Genomic DNA, 20,558 nt, shown 5'->3' on the forward strand with positions numbered 1-20,558 from the left:
CCTCACGATCCGCTCCCGAAGCGGACGCTGCGATAGTGGTCGAAGCACTCGCTGCTCGTGAAGCGCGGACGGAAGCCGAGCTCGCGCACGAGCGCGTCGTTGGCCAGCACCGGGCGGTAGCGCAGGAAGTCCACCTGCTCCGCGCCCCGCGACGAGAGGCCGAGCCGCCGCGCCAGCCCGAGCGCGCCCCCGAGCAGCGGGGCGGGGAGCGGGAGGTAGGGCCGGCCCAGGCGCCGTGCGATCTCGGGCAGGGCGATCGCCCCGTCGCCGCACAGGTTGTAGATGCCCGCCCGGCGCTCGAGGATCCCCTTCGCGATGGCGGCCGCCACGTCCTCGTCCCAGATCAGCACGAAGGGCGCGTCCGAGCCGGCCACCCCGATGATCACGCGCCGCTCGAAGAGGGCGCTGATGGGGCTCGCGACGCGCGCGCCCAGGATCGTCCCCACCCGGAACACGAGCTGGGAGAGGGCGGGGTGCGCCCGGCGGGCCTCGGCGATCGCCTCCTCCGCCAGCCGCTTGTGCCAGGCGTAGGCGAAGTCCTGGTTCCCGCGCAGGGGGTCCGTCTCGCGCAGCGGGACCGGGTTGTCGGCGTGGTAGCCGTAGGCCGCGCCGCTGCTCGTGTAGACGAGCTGGCGGACGCCCGCCGCCACGCAGGCCTCGATCACGTTGCGGGTGCCGAGCACGTCGATCGAGTACTCGAGCTCGCGCGAGCTCTCGGGGCCGGCCACCACCACGGCCGCCAGGTGCACCACGGTGTCGGCCGCGTGGTGCTCGAGCCGCTTCACGAGCCCGGCTTCGCGCACGTCGCCCGTCTCGTAGACGACGCCCGGCTGGCGATCGGCGGCCGCCGGCTCGCGCAGGTCCACGGCCACGATCCGGCCGACCGCGTCGCGCTCGCGCGCGAGGCGCGCCACCACCTGCCGCCCGACGAGCCCGGAGGCGCCCGTCACGAGGACCGAGCGGGCGCCTCCGTCGCGCGCAGGGGCGGCCATCAGGCGGGCTCGAGGTGCATCTTCTTGAAGACGTCGAGGCCGGGCGCCCACATGTGCGCCACCGGGTCCACGTCCACGTGCACGACGGCCGGCCCGCCGCTCGCGAGGCAGCGCTCGAGCGCCGGGCGCAGCTCGCGCCCGCGCGACACCCGCTCGCCGTGCGCCCCCATGCTGCGCGCGAGCTCGTCGAAGCGGATCTCGCAGAGGTCGGTGTTGAGGTTGGCGCCGGGCGGGAGCACGCGCTCGCGCGCCATCGTCTCGGGGTCGAGCCCCATCGACTGGCTGAACTTCACCATGCCCCACTGCCGGTCGCACAGGACCAGGAAGACCACCGCGAGCCGGTGGCGCACGGCGGTCTCGATCTCCTGCACGTGCATGCCCATCGCGCCGTCGCCGAGGATCGCGTAGACGGGCCGTTCGGGGCAGGCGATCTTCGCGCCGAGCGCCTGGCCGGGGCCGGCCCCGAGCATCCCGAACTTGAAGGTGCTGAGCACCGCGCCGGGCGTGCGGTGCTCGTGGTAGAGGTTCGCCCACACGGCGGTGTTCCCACCGTCGATCACGAGCACGGCGTCGTCGCCGAAGAACTCGCGGCACACGAGCGGGACGAAGGCGGAGTGGAGGGGAGCTGCGTCCTCGTCCTTCGCCGCGCCGCGCAGGAAGCTGCGGAGCTGGCCCACCCGCCCGGCCCACTCGTCGATCCGCCGCTGGCGATCGGCGAGGCCGCCGGCGGTGAGGCCCTCGAGCTCGGCGAGGAGCGCCTCGAGGAAGGCCCCGACGTCGGCGAGGACCGCGAGCTCGAGCGGGCGGTTGAGCCCGAGGACCTCCTCGTCGCAGTCCACCTGGACGACGCGCTGCACCTCGGGATCGCCCCAGTAGGGCGGCTTGCCCCACCAGTCGGTCTCGCCGAAGCGCGCGCCGAGGGCGAGCACCAGGTCCGCCTCGCGCCGCACCTCGTCGATCAGCGGCGGGAGCATCGGGATCTTGTTCGGGAGCCGCTCGTCGACGGCGGCCCGGCCGCCCCAGCTCGTCGTCACCGGCGCGCGCAGGATGCGCGCCAGCTCCTCCACGAGCGCTCCCGCGCCCGCGTGCACGGCCCCGCTGCCCACCTGCAGGAGCGGCAGCCGCGCGCTGGCGAGCAGGGCGGCGGTGCGGCGCACGGCGTCGGCCGCGGGCACGAGCCGCTCCGTGCGGCGGTACTGGGCGGGACGCAGCACCGGGGGGGCGTTCTCGAAGCTCCCGTTGAGGACGTCCTCGGGGACCGTCACGTGCACCACCCCCGGCCGCCCCTCGAAGGAGCGCCGGAAGGCGCGCTGCATCGCCTCGGGAATGCGCTCGAAGCTGCGGGCCGCGCCGCTCCACTTCGTCATCGGGCGCATCACGCCCACCTGGTCGAAGTACTGGTAGGTGCCGCCACGGTCAGGCCCGACGATCGGGCCCCGCCGCCAGCTCGTGAGCACGAGCACGCGGTTGCCCTCGCCGTTCTCCACCGCCACGCCCGGGAGCACGTTGGCCGCGCCGGGCCCGTTGCTCGCGATGCAGACGCCGAGCCGCCCGGTCAGGCGCGCGTAGGCGCCCGCCATGTGCGCCGCGCTGGTCTCGTGGCGCGGTGACACCAGCCGGATCCCCTGGCTGCGCAGGCCCTCGGTGAGCCCGAAGTAGGACCCGTCCACGATCCCGAAGACGACCTCCACGCCCTCCGCGCGGAGCATCCGTGCCACCAGCTCGCCGCCGGTCGTCGCCACCGAGGTCTCCTTCCGGACCCCGACGGGCCCCGCCAGTGCTCCGTTCCCGCTCCGGGCCCCTTCGGGCCACCGCCGGACGCCGGGCCGCCCGGCGTCCGAACGGACCCTTGGTAGCGCAGCCCGGTGGACATCCGGAAGCCGGGCGCGCTTTGCACAATCGCCAGGGCCCTTCCGTGCTCGAGGCACCCCGATCGCGCCTGGCCGGGCACTTCCCTTGCAGGACATCTGCTCGACCCGTCGATTCCGGGAGGGACCGCGATGGCCGCCGCCGGCGCCTCGCCGCGTGGCTTCACGCAGCGAGGCATCCCGCTCTTCTCGATCCGCGACATCCAGGTGCGCCTCGATGCGTCCTGGTTCCTGATCTTCCTGCTGATCCTCGCGAGCCTGTCGCTCGGCTACTTCCCGCGCACCTACCCCGGCGCCGGCCTGGCTGGCTACTGGGCCGCCGGCCTGGTCGCCACCCTGCTCTTCTTCCTGTCGATCCTCGCCCACGAGATCGCGCACGCGCTGATGGCCGAACGCGCGGGGATCCGCGTGCCGGCGATCACGCTCTTCCTCTTCGGCGGGGTCTCGCAGATGGAGGCGGAGGCGACGTCACCGGCCACGGAAGCGCGGGTCGCCGCGGCCGGCCCGCTCGTGAGCTTCGCGCTCGCGGCGCTCTTCTGGGCCGTGCATCGCTCGCTCTCCGCCGAGCTGTTGCCACTCGCCGCCGCGGTGCTGCTCTACCTCGCCTGGATCAACGCGGCGCTCGGCGTCTTCAACCTGTTGCCGGGCCTGCCGCTCGACGGCGGCCGCCTGCTGCGCGCGGTGACCTGGCACCACACCGGCTCGCTCCGCCGGGCGACGCGGATCGCCGCCAACGCCGGCAAGGGGCTGGCGGTGGGGATCATCCTGCTCGGCGCGATCGAGCTCTTCACGGGCGCGCTGCTCGGCGGCATCTGGCTGATCCTGATCGGGATGTTCATGCGTTCGATGGCGGAAGCCAGCTACCAGGACCTGGTCCTCGTGCAGGCGCTCGAGGACGTACGGGTGGCGGACGTCGCCGTCGAGAACCCCGTCACCGTGGAGCGCCGCCTCTCGCTGCGCGCGCTCGTCGACGACCACCTGCTCCAGCGCGGCTTCCGCGCCTACCCGGTCGTGGACGGGGGGCGGCCGGTGGGCCTGATCTCGATCGAGGACGTGCGCGGCGTCGCGCCCGAAGCGCGCGACGCGACGACGGTGGGCGAGCGCATGCACCCGCTCGAGCCCGCCCTCCAGGTCGAGCCCGACCTGCCCCTGCGCGATGCCCTGCGCCGGCTCACCCAGGCCCCGGGCGGCCGGCTCCTCGTCCTGCACGACGGCGAGCTGCGCGGTCTGCTCACGAAGAGCGCGCTCCTGCGCTTCGTGCAGATCCGCAACGCGCTCCAGGAAGCCGGAGCGGCCTCCTAGGCCCCGCCGCCGAGGTCGCGCAGCAGGCCGTCGGCCCGCTCGGCGAAGAGCGCGATCTCGTCGTCGCCGAGGACGAGCGGGGGGTAGAGCTTCGGCACCGCGAGGTTCTGCGCCGAGGCCACGACGATCACGCCGCGCTGGAGCATGCCGAGGACGAAGAAGGCGCCGCGGATCTCGTCGGGGAAGTCGAGCGCCCACAGGAGCCCCGTGCGCCGCACGCCGAGCAGCAGCTTCGGGTGGCGGGCCTGGAGGTCCTCGAGCACGCGGCCGAGCCGGTCGCCCATCGCGTTCGCCTGCGGAAGCAGCTTCGCGGTCTCCTCGAGCGCCGTGCGCGAGACCACCGCGCCGACGTTGGACCACGCGTAGGACGAGATGATCCGGTAGGGGTCGTCGCCCCAGAAGTCGAGGACGCCCGGGCGCATCACGACCGCGGCCATCGGGAACAGGCCGCCCGAGAAGCCCTTCGCCGTGACCAGCAGGTCGGGCTCGATGCCGAAGCGCGCGCTGCCCCAGACGTGGCCGAGCCGGCCCATGCCGGTCACGACCTCGTCGATGATGAGCTTGGCGCCGTGCGCGTCGCACAGCCGCCGCACCTCGGCGAAGTAGCCGGGTGCCGGTGCGCGCCCGTCGTAGTCGGTGCGGACGGGCTCGAGCACCACCGCGGCGGTACGCTCGCTGATCGCCGCGGCGAGCGCGCTGGCGTCGCCGTAGGGGACGGCGCGGAAGCCCGGGATCAGCGGCTCGGCCCAGGCGCGCATCGACTCCGAGCCCATCATCGTGAGCGCGAAGCCGGTGACGCCGTGGTAGCCGTGGTCGGCGTGGAGCACTTCGGCCCGTCCGGTGGCGCCTCGCGCGAGCTTGATCGCCTGGTCGATCGCCTCGCTCCCGGTGACGCAGGGCCAGGTCACCTCGAGCCCGGGTGGGGTCGTGTGCGCGAGCGCCTCGGCGAGCCGGGCCTTCGCCTCGCTGAAGAAGAACAGCGAGCCGAAGTCCTGCTCGCGCATCGCCTGCTCCATGGCCGCTACGAGCGCCGGATGGCGGTGGCCGAGGCTGTTCACGCCGCCCACGCCCCAGAGGTCGAGGAAGCGCCGGCCCTCGGTGTCGGTGATCCAGCAGCCCTCCCCGGAGGCTTCGACGACGAGGTAGCCGAGCTTCTCGATCGCCTGGACCCGGCTCACGCCGAAGTAGCGCCCGTACTCGGCGAGGAACCGCTCGCGGGTCAGGGATGCGTTGCGTTCCATCTCGTCTTCTCCTTTGGACGAAGGGCCTGCGGTCAGATGACGCCGAGCGCGCGCACGGCCCTCGCGAGCTGCACGAAGGACGACGTGTTGGCACCGACGACGTAGTTGCCCGGCGCGCCGAACTCGTCGGCCGCGGCGGCGCAGCGGTCGTGGATGTCGCGCATGATGCCGTCGAGCCGCTGCTCGGTGTAGTCGTGGCTCCACGAGTCGCGGGACGCGTTCTGCTGCATCTCGAGGGCGGAGGTCGCGACGCCCCCGGCGTTGGCGGCCTTGCCGGGCGCGAAGAGGACCCCGGCCTCGAGGAAGGTGCGGGTGGCCGTCGGCGTGCACGGCATGTTCGCACCTTCGGCGACGACGCGGACCCCGTTCTTGACCAGCACGAGGGCTGCGTCGCGGTCGAGCTCGTTCTGCGTCGCACACGGGAGCGCGATGTCGGCCGGAACGTCCCAGAGGCTTCCGCCGGCGACGTAGCGCGCGCCCTCGCGCTCGTCGGCGTAGACGCTGATCCGGGCGCGCCGGTCCTCCTTGACGTCCTTGAGCAGGTCGAGGTCGATGCCCGCCTCGTCGACGACGTAGCCGGTGGAGTCCGAGCAGGCGACGACGCGGGCGCCGAGGGCCTGGGCCTTCTCGATCGCGTAGATGGCGACGTTGCCCGAGCCGGAGACGACGACCCGCTTGCCGTCGAAGGACTCCCCTCGCACCTTGAGCATCTCGGAGACGAAGAAGACGGTTCCGTATCCGGTCGCCTCCTTGCGGACACGCGAGCCGCCCCAGCCGAGGCCCTTGCCGGTGAGGACGCCGGACTCGAAGCGGTTGGTGATGCGCTTGTACTGCCCGAAGAGCCAGCCGATCTCGCGCTCTCCGACGCCGATGTCACCGGCGGGCACGTCGGTGTACTCCCCGAGGTGACGGTAGAGCTCGGTCATGAAGGACTGGCAGAAGGTCATCACCTCACGGCGGCTGCGGCCCTTCGGGTCGAAGTCGCTGCCGCCCTTGGCGCCGCCGATCGGCATGCCGGTCAGGGCGTTCTTGAAGATCTGCTCGAAGCCGAGGAACTTGATGATGCCGAGGTTGACGCTGCCGTGGAATCGCAGGCCGCCCTTGTACGGGCCGAGCACCGAGCTGAACTCGACGCGGAAGCCCCGGTGGATCTCGATCCGGCCCTCGTCGTTGACCCAGGGCACGCGGAAGATGATCTGGCGCTCGGGCTCGCACAGGCGCTCGAGCACCTTCGAGTGGACGAACTCGGGGTACTTGTCGACGACCGGCGCGAGCGACTCGAAGACCTCGAGGACGGCCTGGTGGAACTCGGCCTCCCCGGGGTTGCGCCGGAGCACGACCTCGTAGATCTCCTGGAGGTGGGGGGAGAGGGTGGGCATCGGGTCTCCTGGGGCATGGGCACGGAGCGAGCGAGCCTCGCCCCGCTTCGTCGGCACCCCGATCGCATGCAAGGGCGGCGGGAGTGTGCCACGGGATGATCCAGGGCGAGACGGCAGCTCGGCGCGAGAATGCCGGGTGGCCGGATGGAGACCATCGTTGCGCAGGACCCGAGACGGAGACAAGACCTCGGGTGAGGCGCCGCGCCCGCCCCCTCGGGCTTAGCCGTGAAGTCGTCTACCCGACGATCCAGCTCGAAGGATCAGCTCCGCCGGGCGATCGCGGTCCTCTCCGCCCGGGTGCGGCGGCGGCGCCTCCCGATCGCAGCGAGCACCAGGGCGAGCTCCCCACCGAAGCCGCAGGCGGGCGGCGTCTCCCAGTACGGCCAGCCGCTGGCGCACTTGGGATCGGCGCTGTCGGCGAGCCCGTTGCCGTCGTCGTCGCGACCGTTGTCGCATTGCGGGTCCTCGGGCGCGCCTTGCGGGAACGGGCAGCCGGGATCGCCTGCGTCGACGAGGCCGTCGCCGTCGTTGTCCGCACCGTCGTCGCAAGCGTAGGCGGAGCTCGTCTCGTCGGGGTCGAAGACGTCCTCGCAGCCGGGATCCTGCGGATAGGCCGCCAAGCCGTCGCCGTCGTCGTCCGCCGTGTCGTCGCACGGGCCGGAGCCGCGCTCGCTGAGCCAGCTCTCGACGCCGCAGCTCGGGTCGTCGAGGTCGGCGAGCCCGTCGCCGTCGTCGTCGATCCCGTTGCCGCATTGCGGCTCGAGCGAGCCCGGGCCCCAGCTCGGCTCGCGATCGGCGCCGCTCGTCGTGAACACCTGCGACCGCGTGCCGTCCGCCGTGCTCCAGAAGAGGAAGCTCTGGCCACCGCCGAACGAGTAGGTGCCGGCCAGGCTCTGCCCGTCCGGCGACCATGCCGGATCGCGTCCGCCGAGCTGCGCCGTGATCGATCCCGCACCGTCGAGGACGGCGATGATGCCGTCCTCCGGCGTCAGGTCGTCGTAGGTGTACGCGAGCCCCGCGCCATCGGGCTTCGCGGCGGGATCGCCGACGAAGAGGACGCCGCCGCCGCCGGTTCCGAGCAGCGTCTCGACCGGCGGGCTCTGCCCGAGATCGAGCTCGTAGAGGTCCACCTGCACGAGCGTGCCGGCGCCATCGTCCACGCCACGCTCGAAGTAGAGGCGCGTGCCGCTCGGATCGAAGGCGGGGCTCGCGTCGCGCGGGTCGTTCGTCACGTCCTGCGGCGCCGCGCCGTCGAAGGTGACGAGGCGCAGGCCATTGGCGGTGGCGACCGCGAGCCGCGTGCCGTCGAAGGACCATGCAGGCTCGCGCCCTTCGAGCGGAGTCCCGCTGCCCGCTGCCGACTCGACGGGCCGCACGTCGAGGCCCGTGAGATCGGTCGTGTAGACGTGCCACGAGCCGTCGCGATCGCTCGCGAATGCGATCCTCGCGCCGTCCGGCGACACGGCCGGCTCGACGTCGCTCGACGCCGCGTTCGTGAGATTGCGCTCGTAGCCGCCGTCGAGCTCCGCGACGTAGATCTCGTCGTTGCCGTCGCGGCTGCTCGTGAAGGCGACGAAGCCGTCGGCGCGGAAGCGCGCCTCGATGTCGGCGAGCTCGACGACGGGAATCGCGTTCACCGTCACGTCCTGGCTTCGCGGCGCGAACCCGTAGCCGGCCAGCTCCGCAGTGAGCATGTACGTCCCCACCACGGGAACCGCGAGCTGGTAGCGACCGTCCGCATCGGTCACGGCCTGCGCCGAGAAGCCCGGGGCCTCGGCGCGCACCGTGACACCCGCGAGCGGAGCGCCCGAGCCGAACACGGGCGCCGTGACGACGCGACCCGTGATCTGCACCGTGCCGGTGGCGCCGAAGAGGTTCACGCCGTCGGTGCTGCCCGTGAGCTCCGGCACCACGCGGAACTCGAAGCTGACCTTCGCACCCGGCACCGAGAGCAAGCTCACGCCCCAGACCCCGCCGTTCGGAAGGCCGGTGAACGAGTAGCGGCCGTTCGCGTCGGTCGTGGTCGTCTGGTAGACGCCGACGCCGCTCAGCGCGACGACGGCGCCGGCGGCGGGAGTGAGCGCACCGCTCGGCGAGTCCACGACGTAGATCGTCCCGTTCACGCTGGCGAGCGCCTGCGTCGCCGTGCCCGTCTCCCAGTCGAGCGGGGAGAGGTACCCGCCGGGCTGGCCGGGGACGTGCTGCACGTCGCATCCGCCGGCATCGGTGAGCGCGAGATCGGCGTTCTCGTCCGAGAAGGCGAGCTCGCGGCCGTCGGGCGACCAGACGACGCCGTCCAGCTCCGTATGGGTCACCGCGCGCAAGAGCGGACGCGGCGGACCGAGGTCCGGGTCGAAATCGATGGCCTCGGGCGCGCTCGGCACGTTCGAGACGAAGATGCTGTAGAGCGGCCGGGCGTTGATCGGGTGATAGTCCCCGAGCCAGTACAGGAAGGCGATCTTCTGGCCGTTCGGCGAGAAGCGCGGCGAGAAGATGCCGTACGCGGTGAGCAGCACGCGCGCCCCGCTGCCGTCGCCGCGGATCGTCGAGACCTCGTCGAGTTCGTTCCCGAAGATCGGACGGGGCCGGAATCGCAGCAGCGTGTAGCAGCCGGGCGTGCGCTGCGCGGGCGCGATCGCCGCGCAAGCGGGATCGATCTCCGGCGATACGTCTTCGAGGTTGTGATCCGCCACGCGTACGAGGTCCGTGCCGTCGGGCCTCACGAAGTAGATGCCGCGCTCGCCGATGCTGCCGGGGATCGACGGGATCGCGTCGTTCGTGAACGCGATCCACTGTCCGTCCGGCGTCCAGCGCGGCTGGAGGTGGCCGGGGCCGGTGACGATCTGGCGGCGGCCCGTGCCGTCTGCGTTCATCAAGAAGACGCCGGCCGTGAAGTTGTTGGCGTGCACGTAGACGATCCGCGTCCCGTCCGGCGACCAGCGCGCGTGGGCCCCGCCGCTCAGGGTCGCGGTCGAGTTCTGCGTGACGCGAACGAAGCTCTGGGCGGGCGTGTTGAGAACGAGCAGATCGGGATCGAACCCGAACTGCATATCCCCGAAGAGCAGCTTCCCGCTCGCCGTGCCGACCGTCCCGCACACGCGGAAGGTCCGGAACGCGACGTCGGAGTCGCCGTCGTCGTCGGTCACGGTGAGGCTCGCCGTGTACTCGCCGGGCTCCGCGTAGACGTGCACGGGGTTCACGTCGGTCGAGGCTTGTCCGTCGCCGAAGTCCCAGACGTGCGAGACGATCGTGCCGTCGGCGTCGGTGCTCGTGTTCGCGAAGGCGGCCGGCTGGCCCACGAGGGGATCGGCGGGCGGCACGAAGGCGGCGACCGGCGGGAGATTGGGCGGATCGGCCACCTGCGCGCTGCGCGTCGTCGTGGCACTCGCGCCGTCGTCGTCGGTGACGGTGAGGCGCACGGTGTAGGTGCCCGTCGCGGCGTAGACGTGCTCCGGGTTGCGATCGTTCGAGGTGCCGCCGTCGCCGAACTCCCAGCTCCACGCGACCACCGTCCCGTCGGGATCGGAGCTCGTGTCGGTGAAGCGCGCGGGGCCGCCGGCGTAGAGCGTGGCGGGCGGCGTGAACAGCGCGTTCGGATCCTGGTTCGTCACCGGACAGGCGTCGTAGGCTGCGTTCGGCGCGATCGGCGTCTCAGCGCCGCCGAGCAGGCCGAAATGGTCGTCGGCGTTCGTGCCGAGCTCGACGCTTTCGAACGCGAAGGCGACGGCGCCCGTGAGCGCGGTCGTGCTCGGCGCGAAGGTGTCGTAGAGCAGCGCCGACGCGCCCGGATCCGCGAAGAACTGCTTGTAGACGATGCCGAAGACGTCGCCGCACGGGCTGAAGCCCCACTTCGCGCTCGGGTGGTTCAGGTAGCGGGTGGCGGACCCGCCGGTGCGCACGTTCACGAGCGTCTGCGCGAATTCGTCGGGGCTCGTGCCGGTGCGCCACGAGTAGACGAAGCGGGTCGGGTCCGGTCCCCAGCCCCAGCCCGCGATGGAAGGGTTCTGGTTGCGATCCCACTCCCCGTCGAGATCCTCGTCGACGTCTCCGGGCAGGTTGTCGACCGGGAAGGTCTGCGCGTGGACGGCACGGGTCGGGATGTCCACCACGTTCAGCGTGATCTGGTCGACGTTGCGCACGCCGGCGAAGAGATAGGAGCTTCCGTTGTCGCTGAAGCGGTGGCGCACGCTTGCCCAGACCGAGCCGCCGAGCGCCCAGATCTCCCTCGCGCGGCCGTTCACGCTGAGGTCCGTGAGGTCGAAGAGCGCGAAGGACTGGAGCGCGCTCGCGTCCTGATCGGTGGTGGCGAGGCGGTGGTCGTCGGGGCTCCAGGTGAAGTCGTCGGCGACGATGCCGGGATGCAGCAGCGCGCCGTCCGACACGCGCTCGACCCGCCAGGGATCGTGCGGGTTGCTGCCCTGCCGCACGAGCCGGTACCGGCCGCCGGGCGAGGTGATCACGTCGAACGACGGGTTCATCGGACCGATGGCCGGCCGCACGCCGGGGTCCGGCACGAGGTAGGCGCCGGTCTCGGTGCAGCCGCAGTCGGTGCCGTCCAGGGCCGCAGTCGCCGGCGGCACGGGGAGGAGGGCGAGCAGCACGAGGAGAGGGGCGACGCGGAAGAGGGACGCTCGGGGATCAGGCATCGGTCGGGTTCTCCGAAACGGGGTGCGTCGGGCGGATGCTCCCACCCGAGAGTGCTCGCGGTGCTCCCCCGGTGCTTCGGTGGAATCGCCTAGACTCGCAGCCCGCTGCCAGGGAGCGGGTCCAAGGGCGAGCGCGTCGCACGCAGTTGCCGGGGGAAGCGGTTGCTGGGACGGAAGCAGGAGCTCGCCGAGCTCGACGGGACGCTCGAAGCCGCGCGCGTCGGCTCGGCGACGGTCCGTGTGCTCGAGGGGCCCGCGGGTATCGGCAAGACCACGCTGCTCGATGCAGCCTGGGATCGGGCCCAGGGCTTCGAACGACTCCGGATCGTGGCGCGGGAGGCCGAGGCGGAGCTGAGCTGGGCGGGCCTCGCGAGCCTCCTGCTCGCCTGGCCCGACGCCGCCGACCCGGTCCTCGCGCCGATCCGGGCCGTCCTCGATGGCGAGCCGCGGAGCCTCCTCGCGGTCGGCTCGGCCCTGCACGGAGCGCTCACGAGGCGCGCCGAACGGGCGCCGCTGCTCCTCGTCGTCGACGACGCGCAGTGGCTCGACCCTCCGTCCACGGCGGCGCTGGCCTTTGCCGCGCACCGGCTCGGTGCCGATCGTGTCGCCGTCCTCGTCGCCCAGCGCTCGGGCACGCCGCGGCGCTTCGGCGAGGCTCCCGTGCTGCCGATCGGCGCGCTTGCCCGGGACGATGCGCTCGAGCTCGTACGCTCGCGTTTCGCCCTCGGCCGGGACGTCGCTGGCCGCTGCCTCGAGCTGACCGGCGGCAATCCGCTCGCGCTCCTGCATCTCGGGGCGGCGCTCGCCCCGGCCCAGCGTCGCGGCGCTCGCCCGATCGACCCGGTGCAGGCGCTCCCGAAGCGCCTGGCCGACGTCTTCACCGCGACGCTCGCGGCGCTCCCGGCAGCGACGCTGCGGGCGCTCGCCGTGCTTGCCGCCGGCGGCGCGGAGGCACGACTCGAGAGCGTGCTCGCGTCCGTCGAAGCGAAGCCGGCCGATCTCGCCGCGGCCGAGGAGGCCGGCATCGTCGCGATCGACGGCCGGCCGGAGCTCGTCCATCCGCTCTGGGCGGCGGCGGTTCTCGAGCACATCGGCCCGGTGCAGCGCCGGCGCGTGCACCGGGCGATCGCCGAGCATACGAGCGACCCCGACCGGGCCGCGTGGCAGGCGGCGCTCGCCGCCGAGCGGCCCGACGAGGGCGTCGCGCGGGCGCTCGAGGAGGTCGCGCGGCGTTCCGCGTCCCGTGGACTCTCGGTGATGGCTGCGCAGGCCTGGAGCGCTGCGGCACGGTACAGCGAAACGCAAGCGGCCTCGTGCCCACGCGAGATCGCGGCAGCCCAGGCCTCGTGGGACGCGTCGCTGCCGGGAGCCGCGCGCGAGCTCCTCGACGCCGTGATCCCGCGTCTCGAAGACGCACGCGAACGGGCCTCGGCGGTGATGCTGCGCAACCAGGTCCGCGCGTTCACCGAAGATGCACGGGGCGCGGCACTCGCCCTGCGCGACGAGGCCGATCGCGTGCGCGGCGCCGCCCCCGATCTCGAGGCACCGCTCCTGTGCGAGGCCACGATTGCGGCGCTCCTTGCCGCGGATGGGACGCTCGCCCTCGAGCTCTCGTCGCGCGCCGCGGATGCCGCCGTCGACGATGCCCAGCTCGGCACCGCGCGCGTCCTGCGAGGAGTGGTCGCGACGAGTCGGGGCCAGGGCGTCGAACCCACGTCGCTGCAGCTTCTCGAGCGCTTCGGGAGCGCGCCGCCGGTGGATCCCGGCGACCCGGAGATGGAGATCCTCCAGCTCGCGGGCTACCTGCTCCTCGTGAGCGAGCGCTGGCCGGCGGCCGAGCGCGCGCTGCGCGCCGCCGTCGGCGCTGCGCGCCGTCGCGGGCGCGCCTCCGTCGAGGCGTACTCGAGCGCCTGGCTCGCCGAGCTCGAGTTCCGGCGGGGTCGTTGGCTCGACGCGCTCACGGGTGCAACCGTCGACATCGCGCTCAGCGAGGCTCGCGAGGAGGCGCGGGGCGCGCTCGGCCACGCCGTTGCGGCACGCGTGCTCGGCCACCTCGGAGACACCGAGGCATGTCGTGCGCGTGCAGGTCACGCGCTCCGCACCGCGCGGGCGCTCGGCCTCGACAGCATCACCGCGTTTGCCCACGCCGCGCTCGGGGCCGGCGCGCTCGCGGCCGGCGAGGTCTCCACGGCCGCCGCCGAGCTCGGCGCGGTGTGGGAGATCCGTCTCCGTGGGGGCCTCGCCGAGGCGGGGATCACGTGGTTCCAGGCGGACCTGGTCGAGGCGCTCGTGGCGACCGGACGCACGGTCCAAGCGGAGGAGATCGTACGCGACGTCGCGCGCAACGCGCGGGCGACGGGCGGTGCGTGGGCGGCGGCAGCCGCCGCCCGCGGGCGCGCGCTGCTCGGGAAGGGCTCGGCGCGCGAGGCCGTTGCCGCCGCGGAAGCGCTGCCCGCACCGTTCGAGCGCGCGCGGACCCGGCTGGCCCTCGTCGAGCACGATCGGGCAGGCCCGGACGAGGTGGGCCTCGGCGAGGCGCTCGCGACCTTCGAGCGGCTCGGTGCACGGCCGTGGGCCGAGCGCGCGCGAGCACGCCTCGGCCGGGGTGGCGAGGCGGTGTCGTCGCTCGCGCGCCAGCTCAGCGATGCCGAGCTGCGGGTGGCGATGCTGGTCGGCCGCGGTGCCACGAACGCCGAGGCCGGCGAGCAGCTCGTGCTCTCCGTGCGGACCGTCGAGGCGCACCTGCGTTCGATCTTCCGCAAGCTCGGCCTGCGCAGCCGCAGCGAGCTGGTGATCCGCGTGACGCGCGAGGAGGGCGGTGCCTGACCGCCGGGCGCCCCCGGCCCGGCGCCCGTCGCGGGCCGGGGCCCGCCGGCCGTCTCGTGCATGGCCGCGCCGGCGCGGGGCCGGCTCCCCGAAGGGCGGCGCTCACAGGAGGGTCGCGAGGGGCCGCGCGTCGCGGCGCGCCGGCTCCCCGGGGCCTCCAGCAGCCGGTGCGGATCTGCGATACTCGCGCGCCCGATGGACCCCCAGGCCGCACCGCGCCCCTTCCCGCTCCCGAAGCTGCTGCTCTTCTCCACGGTCGTCGTCGTCGGCTTCTTTGCGATCGTCGAAGGCCTGCTGGCCCTGGCCGGCGTCTCGACCCGGCTCGAGCGCGAGGACCCGTTCTGGGGCTTCTCGGGCCTCGTGTCCGTCTTCGAGCGGCACGGCGACGAGTACCGCACCCGCTTCCTCGAGCCGAACCGCGTCTTCAACGACCAGCAGTTCGCGGCCGAGAAGCCCGGCAACGGACTGCGCATCTTCACGCTCGGCGGCTCGAGCGCCTACGGCTACCCGTGGAGCGCCGACGCTGCCTTCAGCGGCGTGCTCGGCGACGTGCTGGCGGAAGCGCTCCCCGAACGGCACGTCGAGTCGATCAACGCCGCCGGCATCTCCTATGCCCTGCACCGCCTGCGCTTCGTGGCACGCGAGGTGGTGGAGTACCAGCCCGACGTCCTGATCCTCTACAGCGGACACAACGAGTTCATCGAGCCGGACTTCTTCGCGGCGCTGAAGAAGCAGACGCCCCGGCGCAACCGGCTGCTCGAGCTGCTCTGGCACTCGCGGCTCTACTCGGGGATGGAGCTGCTGGCGTCGCGGTTCTCGCCCGAGGATCCGGCGAGCGCCTCCGCCGCTCGCTTCGACATGTTCGTCCGGCGCAACGAGACCGTCGCCTACGACGCCGCGCAGAAGCAGGCGATCGTCGATGCGTTCCGCGACGGGCTGCGCGAGATCGCCGGGCTCGCGCGGGCTCACGGCGCGCATCTGGTCCTGATGCCGGTGGTCGCCAACCTCCGCGACTGGCGCCCGGTCCGTTCGGTGGTCTTCGAGAAGCTGTCCGAGGCCGAGTACCAGGAGTGGGCCCGAGCGCTGGCCGAAGGCCGGCAGCAGCTCGCCGGCGGACACCCGAAGGAGGCGGTGGACGCGCTCGAGCGAGCCCGCCGCCTGGCGCCGTCGTACGCAGAGACCTGGTTCCTCCTGGGCCGCGCCTACGAGGCGCTGCAGCGCTGGGACGACGCGCGCTCGGCCTACGCCCGCGCCGCCGACCTCGACGCATCGCCGGTGCGCCGCATCTCGGGCACCAACGATGCGGTGCGCGCCGTGGCGGCCGAGGAGGGCGCCCTGCTCGTGGATGCGGAGCGCCTCTTCGAGGCGCAGAGCGAGCACGGGCTGGTCGGCTTCAACTGGATCGAGGACTACGTGCATCCGACGCGGGAGGGGCACCAGCGGATCGCCTGGAAGCTCTGGCAGGCGATGGCGGAGGCGGGCTGGCTCGGCGGGCAGCCCGCGCAGCGCGAGGTGTTCGATCGGGTGGTTGCCCGGCGCCAGGTGTCGGGCTCCGAGCACAACGCCGTCTGGCTCTTCAACCAGGCCTCGGTGCTGCGCCACCAGGGGTACCTCGACCAGGCGACCGCTCGCTACCGGGATGCCGTGGAGCTGCGTCCGACCTACGCGCCTGCGCAGGCAGGCCTCGGCTACGCCCTCCAACAGAGCGGTCACTACGAGGAGGCGCTCGTGCATCACGAGCGCGCCCTCGCCCTCGGCCTCGACACCGCCGAGTCACGCACCAATCTCGGCACCACGCTCTTTGCGATGGGCCGCCTGGACGAGGCGCTGCGCCACCTGCAGCGCGCCGTCGAGCTCGACTCCGGCTTCGCTCCCGCCCAGATCAACCTGGGCGCGCTCCTCGAGGCGCGCGGGGAGCCGGCGCAGGCGGTCCCGTTCTACCGGCGCGCCGTCGCGATCGACCCGACCGGCGTCGAGCAGGTCAACAACCTGGCCTGGGTCCTGGCGACCGCGAGCGACCCTGCGGTACGCGATGGAGCGGAGGCGGTACAGCACGCCGAGGAGGCTGCCCGCCTGACCGAGCACCGCAACCCGCAGGTGCTGGACACCCTGGCCGCCGCCTACGCCGAAGCCGGCCGCTTCGACGACGCGACGCGCACGGCCGGCCAGGCGATCGAGCTGCTGGCGGGAAGCCCTGACGCGGCGCCGGTCGCCGAGCGTCTCGCGGGCTACCAGGCCGGCCGCCCGTACCACGCCGCGGCTGCCCGGTAGCCAGGCGCTGTGCAGCACGCTCCCTCCTCACGCGGCGCTGGACCTTGGCCCGCTTTCGCGAGGAGGCTGGCGGAGCAGTAGCGGCGCCCATCCGATCGCCCCGGGTCCCAGCCGGGGGGACGCGCCTGCTCGGTCGCTACTGGATGGACCAGCCTCCGTCGCTCGTGAGGATCGCCCCGTTGACGTTCACGCCGTCGTCCGACAGCAGGAACGTGATGGACGCGGCGAGCTGCGCCGCCGTCGCGAGGGTCGGGATCTGGGAGTAGAAGGGCTGCAGCCGAGCCAACCCGGCCGCGGACACCTTCGCCGGGAACGGGATGCCGGTGGCGACGGCGCCGGGTGCGACGGCGTTGACGCGGATGCCCGTGGGACCGTACATGAAGGCTGCGCTCCGGGTCATGCCGATCACGCCGTGTTTGGAGACCGTGTACGCGGTGCCGGATGCGTTGCCGCGCAGGCCGGCCTCCGAGGCGACGTTCACGATCGCGCCGCGGCCGGCCGCGACCATCGCGGGAAGCACGGCGCGCGTCAACTTGAACGCTCCACTGAGGTTCACGTCGAGGACGCGATTCCAGATGGCATCCGTCGTCTCGGCCAGGGGCGAGAAGTCGTCGTTGATGCCGGCCACGTTGGCGAGCCCGTCGATCCGGCGACCCGCCGCGGCGACGATCGCGTCGATGGACGCCTGCTCGGTGATGTCACCGGTGACGAGCACGAGGTCGGCGCCGGGAAGGGACGCTGCGAGCTCGCGGAGGCGCTCGCCGGAGACGTCGAACGCGACGACCCGGCCCCCCTCGCGTGCGATGCGCGACGCGCTCGCGCGCCCGATCCCGGAGCCTGCGCCGGTGACGATCACCGTCTTGCCGGCGAAACGGCCGGCGGTGACCTGCTCCTGCCAGGCCGTGCTCGCGTCCTCGGCGGGCAGCGCGGTCAGCACCTCGTTCTCGGACATCGGCTTCCTCTCTCGCCCCAGCGCCTCGCCGGGGTCCGCGCACACGGTCGCCGATCGGCAGGCCGATGCGCGAGGGCGGACATCAGGAGCGGGTCTTCGCGATCCGGAGCGCCAGCACGCGCGGCGCCGCGTGGAGCGCAAAGGCTCCGAAGCCCGACAGCCACGCGGCGGCCTCCAGGGCCGGTGGGAGCGCCGGGGCCAGGAGCACGCGTGCGGCCTGCAGGGCCAGGCCGGCGTCGAGCAGGACGATCGCGGCGATCGCCGGCACCGGATGGCCGCGTGCCCCGCCCCTGCCGCGGGGGAGGATCCAGTAGGCGACGGCGAACGCGAGCTGCGTGATGCCCCCGAAGAGCATCCACGAGCCATGGAGCTGCGCCCACGCGGGCGAGAACGCCACGAATCCGCTCCTGGCCGTCGCGAGCAGCGCGCCCACGAAGGCGGCGGCGACCACGACCACCAGGGCCGACCGGATCCCGATGCGCGTGAGCGGAGGCATCAGCGGATCCGCGGCCAGAGCGAGACCGCCATCGCGGTGCAGGCAGCGAGCTGCAGCCACGCGGCCAGGGTCAGCGCGACCGCCGCCCAGGGCGCGGGGCCGGCCTGCGCGAGCCACGGCTCGGAGACGGCCCGCAGGGGCACACCGGCGTTGAGCCCGGCGAACGCCAGCCAGTTGAGCGCCGCCGGGCCGCGCGGGTCGGCCCCGGGGTGCTTCGGGAACAGCCACAGGGCGACACCGAAGATGAGCTGGGTGATCCAGCCGACCGTGAGGGCATGGAACAGGCCCAGCCGGACCGCTCCGAGCCAGGCGGGCGCGAGCAGGGCCACGCCGAGCCACCCCGCCAGACCCCCGAGCAGCCAGCCCAGCGCCGCGCGGATGAACCAGCGGGAGACCGGCGGCATCAGGATCCCGGGGTGATCGCCGCGCGCTGCACGATCACGACGGCTTGCGGCCGTAGAAGGCGTGGAAGCTGTCGCCGGGGACGAGCGAGCGGCTGTGGGCATCCTCGAAGCCCGCTTCGCGGAGCTGCGCCACGAGCTCCGGCGGCGCCGGCAGGCGCCCGCAGCCCTGGGTCCCGGCGCTCCAGATGTCGAGCGCCACGGTTGCCGGGCTCCCGCCACGGCACGCGGTCGTGAGCAGGATGCGCCCGCCCGGGACGAGGAAGCGCGCCGCATGACGCAGGAGCGCAACGCGCTCCGTGACGGGGAAGTAGTAGATGTTGTTGTGGAAGGTGACGACGTCGAAGACCGGCTCCGGAGCGCGGTCGCGCACGTCGCCCTTGTCGACCGAGGCGCGCGCCGCGCAGCCCCAGGCGTGCAGGTTGGCGTTGGCGAGCTCTGCGACCTCGGGCTGGAGCTCGAGGCCGAGCGCCGTGAGCTCGCGGTTCCGCTCGGCCGCGTAGCGGATGTAGGTGCCCGAGCCGGCGCCGACCTCGAGAAGGCGGAGCACGCCTCGCGGCGGCACCACCCGGTCGATCGCCTCGTGGACGAAGGGGCGCACGAGGGGCGAGGAGCGTGCGATCAGGACGCCGTCCTGGTCGGCGAGCGTGAAGCGCCGCCCGGCGGCGAAGCGCTCGGGCGACTCGAGCACGAGGCGGTGGTGCAGGGTCGCCACCTCCTCGAGGATCGCCGCGATGGCGTCGTTCCCGGGCCGGGCGAGCGCGCGCGCGAGGCGGCTGCGCAGCCCATAGCACGAGCCGTCGGAGCGGAGCGCGCCCGTGCGCACGCCGAGCTCGAGCCACGTCTCGAGCCAGGCGCGGTCGGCCTGGTCGCGCAGGGCTTCGCCGGCGAGCGTCTCGAGCGAGGCGGGCCCCCGCGCGAGCCGCTGCAGCACGCCCGCGCGGAAGGCGGAGGCCAGCCAGACGACGCGGTAGTACGGGGTCGCCAGGCGCAGGACTGCGAAGAGGGGGCCGAGCTGGCCTCCGCGGACCAGCTCGAGAGCGGTTCGGACTCGCACGATGCCTCCAGGGTGGATCCGCGCGGCGCGCCGCTCAGGGTACCGGCCGCCGATAGCTGCCCGCCTCGGCCCGGAAGGCGATGGCCAGGCGGTTCCAGCCGTTGATGGCCACGATCGCCAGCGTGAGGTCCACGAGCTCCTTCTCCGTGAAGACCGCGCGGGCCGATTCGTAGGCTCCATCGGGAACGTGGGTCTCGGCCACCCGCGTGACGGCTTCGGTCCACGCCAGGGCGGCGCGCTCTCGCTCCGTGAAGAACGGCGCCTCCTCCCAGGCCGACAGCGTGTAGAGGCGCTGCTCGGTCTCGCCCTGGGCACGCGCGTCCTTCGTGTGCATGTCGAGGCAGAACGCGCAGCCGTTGATCTGCGAGGCGCGCGTCTTGACCAGCTCCAGGAGCGACGCCTCGAGGCCGCAGTGGTGGACGTATCGCTCCAGTCCCCGCATGGCCTCGATGCCCTCCGGAGCCGTGGCCTTGTAGTCCATTCGAGCCTTCATCTCCGAGTCCTCCACGCGGCGCTTCCGCCCGCGCACGGCGGCCGCGATCCCCCGCCCCGTGGCAGGGTAGCCCCCCGGGCCGAAAGGTCGGTCGCCAGGGGCCCGCGTCGAGGCAGGCCGGCCCGCGCGCGGAGTAGAATGGGCGCCATGAATCTCCCCTACTTCCTGCGCCGGGTGAATCGCGTCTTCACCAATCCCCTGATGCGGACCTTCGCGTGGCTCGTCCCGCCGCTCGCCGTCGTGCACCACGTCGGGCGCACGAGCGGCCGGGCGTACCGCACGCCCGTGGTCGCCTTTCCTTCGCCGAAGGGCCTCGTGATCCCGCTGACCTACGGCCGCGACGTCGACTGGGCGCGCAACCTCCTTGCCGCACGCGGTGGCGAGGTCGAGCGGACGGGGCGGCGCGTGGCCCTGCGCAACCCGCGGATCGTCGCCTTCGCCGCCGCCGAGGCCCACCTGCCCGCGCCGCTGCGCCCCTTCTTCCGCACCCTGGACCTCCCCGGCTACGTGCTCCTCGACCGCCCCGGCGGCGGGCGCACGCACGCCGCCCGCAGGGCGTGAAGCCCCAGACCAGCGGCCCCGGTCGGGGGGCTGGCTGCATCCGCGTCCGTCCCCGTCGCCCGGTGGACTACGT

At 73.3% G+C, this 20,558-nt stretch carries 14 protein-coding genes and 2 pseudogenes; 4 read left to right on the plus strand and 12 right to left on the minus strand.

All coding sequences use genetic code 11. From position 1 onward, the window contains the following. Positions 1-2 precede the first annotated feature (2 nt). Both OZ948_04015 and OZ948_04020 read right to left on the minus strand, forming a co-directional pair. A complete protein-coding gene (locus tag OZ948_04015) occupies positions 3-992 on the minus strand; it encodes an NAD-dependent epimerase/dehydratase family protein (GenBank protein ID MEB2343888.1) in 990 nt (329 codons plus the stop codon). Beyond that, entirely contained in the window at positions 992-2,734 is a 1,743-nt protein-coding gene (locus OZ948_04020) for a thiamine pyrophosphate-binding protein (GenBank protein ID MEB2343889.1), read from the minus strand. Before OZ948_04020 ends, OZ948_04015 begins: the two co-directional genes overlap by 1 nt. A gap of 258 nt (positions 2,735-2,992) precedes the next feature. On the opposite strand from OZ948_04020, the gene OZ948_04025 reads away from it, so the two are divergent. Beyond that, positions 2,993-4,162: a site-2 protease family protein gene (locus OZ948_04025; protein ID MEB2343890.1), complete on the plus strand. Its 1,170-nt coding sequence runs from the start codon at positions 2,993-2,995 to the stop codon at positions 4,160-4,162. On the opposite strand, the gene OZ948_04030 is transcribed toward OZ948_04025, so the two are convergent. From OZ948_04030 to OZ948_04050, 5 genes and pseudogenes are all read right to left on the minus strand, one after another. Beyond that, the gene (locus OZ948_04030; GenBank protein MEB2343891.1) at positions 4,159-5,403 is read right to left on the minus strand and encodes an aminotransferase class III-fold pyridoxal phosphate-dependent enzyme; all 1,245 of its coding nucleotides are present in this window, start codon (positions 5,401-5,403) and stop codon (positions 4,159-4,161) included. The two genes, OZ948_04025 and OZ948_04030, sit on opposite strands and share 4 nt — an antisense overlap. A 32-nt stretch (positions 5,404-5,435) precedes the next feature. Further along, positions 5,436-6,782 carry an NADP-specific glutamate dehydrogenase gene (gdhA, locus tag OZ948_04035; GenBank protein ID MEB2343892.1) on the minus strand — a complete coding sequence of 449 codons (1,347 nt, stop codon included), beginning with the start codon at positions 6,780-6,782 and terminating at the stop codon, positions 5,436-5,438. Between the two features lie 260 nt (positions 6,783-7,042). Continuing rightward, a complete protein-coding gene (locus tag OZ948_04040; GenBank protein ID MEB2343893.1) occupies positions 7,043-9,655 on the minus strand; it encodes a carboxypeptidase regulatory-like domain-containing protein in 2,613 nt (870 codons plus the stop codon). 258 nt (positions 9,656-9,913) lie between these two features. After that, positions 9,914-10,141, minus strand: a pseudogene (locus OZ948_04045) (PKD domain-containing protein). An 18-nt stretch (positions 10,142-10,159) separates the two neighbouring features. Beyond that, positions 10,160-11,260 (minus strand): annotated as a pseudogene (locus tag OZ948_04050) (PKD domain-containing protein). 330 nt (positions 11,261-11,590) lie between these two features. Here OZ948_04050 and OZ948_04055 point away from each other — a divergent pair. Then, entirely contained in the window at positions 11,591-14,254 is a 2,664-nt protein-coding gene (locus tag OZ948_04055; GenBank protein MEB2343894.1) for a LuxR family transcriptional regulator, read from the plus strand. A 195-nt stretch (positions 14,255-14,449) separates the two neighbouring features. Then, complete coding sequence (locus OZ948_04060) at positions 14,450-16,525, plus strand: tetratricopeptide repeat protein (protein ID MEB2343895.1); 2,076 nt, start codon at positions 14,450-14,452, stop codon at positions 16,523-16,525. 136 nt (positions 16,526-16,661) lie between these two features. On the opposite strand, the gene OZ948_04065 is transcribed toward OZ948_04060, so the two are convergent. From OZ948_04065 to OZ948_04085, 5 genes are all read right to left on the minus strand, one after another. Beyond that, on the minus strand, positions 16,662-17,477 hold the full coding sequence (locus OZ948_04065; GenBank protein ID MEB2343896.1) for an SDR family oxidoreductase: 816 nt from the start codon (positions 17,475-17,477) through the stop codon (positions 16,662-16,664). Positions 17,478-17,559: 82 nt separating this feature from the next. Beyond that, on the minus strand, positions 17,560-17,973 hold the full coding sequence (locus OZ948_04070; protein MEB2343897.1) for a hypothetical protein: 414 nt from the start codon (positions 17,971-17,973) through the stop codon (positions 17,560-17,562). Next, positions 17,973-18,377 (minus strand): hypothetical protein, encoded by a 405-nt coding sequence (locus OZ948_04075; GenBank protein MEB2343898.1) that lies wholly within the window; start codon positions 18,375-18,377, stop codon positions 17,973-17,975. Before OZ948_04075 ends, OZ948_04070 begins: the two co-directional genes overlap by 1 nt. A gap of 34 nt (positions 18,378-18,411) precedes the next feature. Beyond that, a complete protein-coding gene (locus OZ948_04080) occupies positions 18,412-19,431 on the minus strand; it encodes a class I SAM-dependent methyltransferase (protein ID MEB2343899.1) in 1,020 nt (339 codons plus the stop codon). 34 nt (positions 19,432-19,465) lie between these two features. Further along, a complete protein-coding gene (locus OZ948_04085) occupies positions 19,466-19,924 on the minus strand; it encodes a carboxymuconolactone decarboxylase family protein (GenBank protein ID MEB2343900.1) in 459 nt (152 codons plus the stop codon). A 147-nt stretch (positions 19,925-20,071) separates the two neighbouring features. On the opposite strand from OZ948_04085, the gene OZ948_04090 reads away from it, so the two are divergent. After that, positions 20,072-20,485: a nitroreductase family deazaflavin-dependent oxidoreductase gene (locus OZ948_04090; GenBank protein MEB2343901.1), complete on the plus strand. Its 414-nt coding sequence runs from the start codon at positions 20,072-20,074 to the stop codon at positions 20,483-20,485. Positions 20,486-20,558 lie beyond the last annotated feature (73 nt).

The sequence above is a fragment of the Deltaproteobacteria bacterium genome, from assembly GCA_035063765.1.
GTDB lineage: Bacteria > Myxococcota_A > UBA9160 > UBA9160 > PR03 > CAADGG01.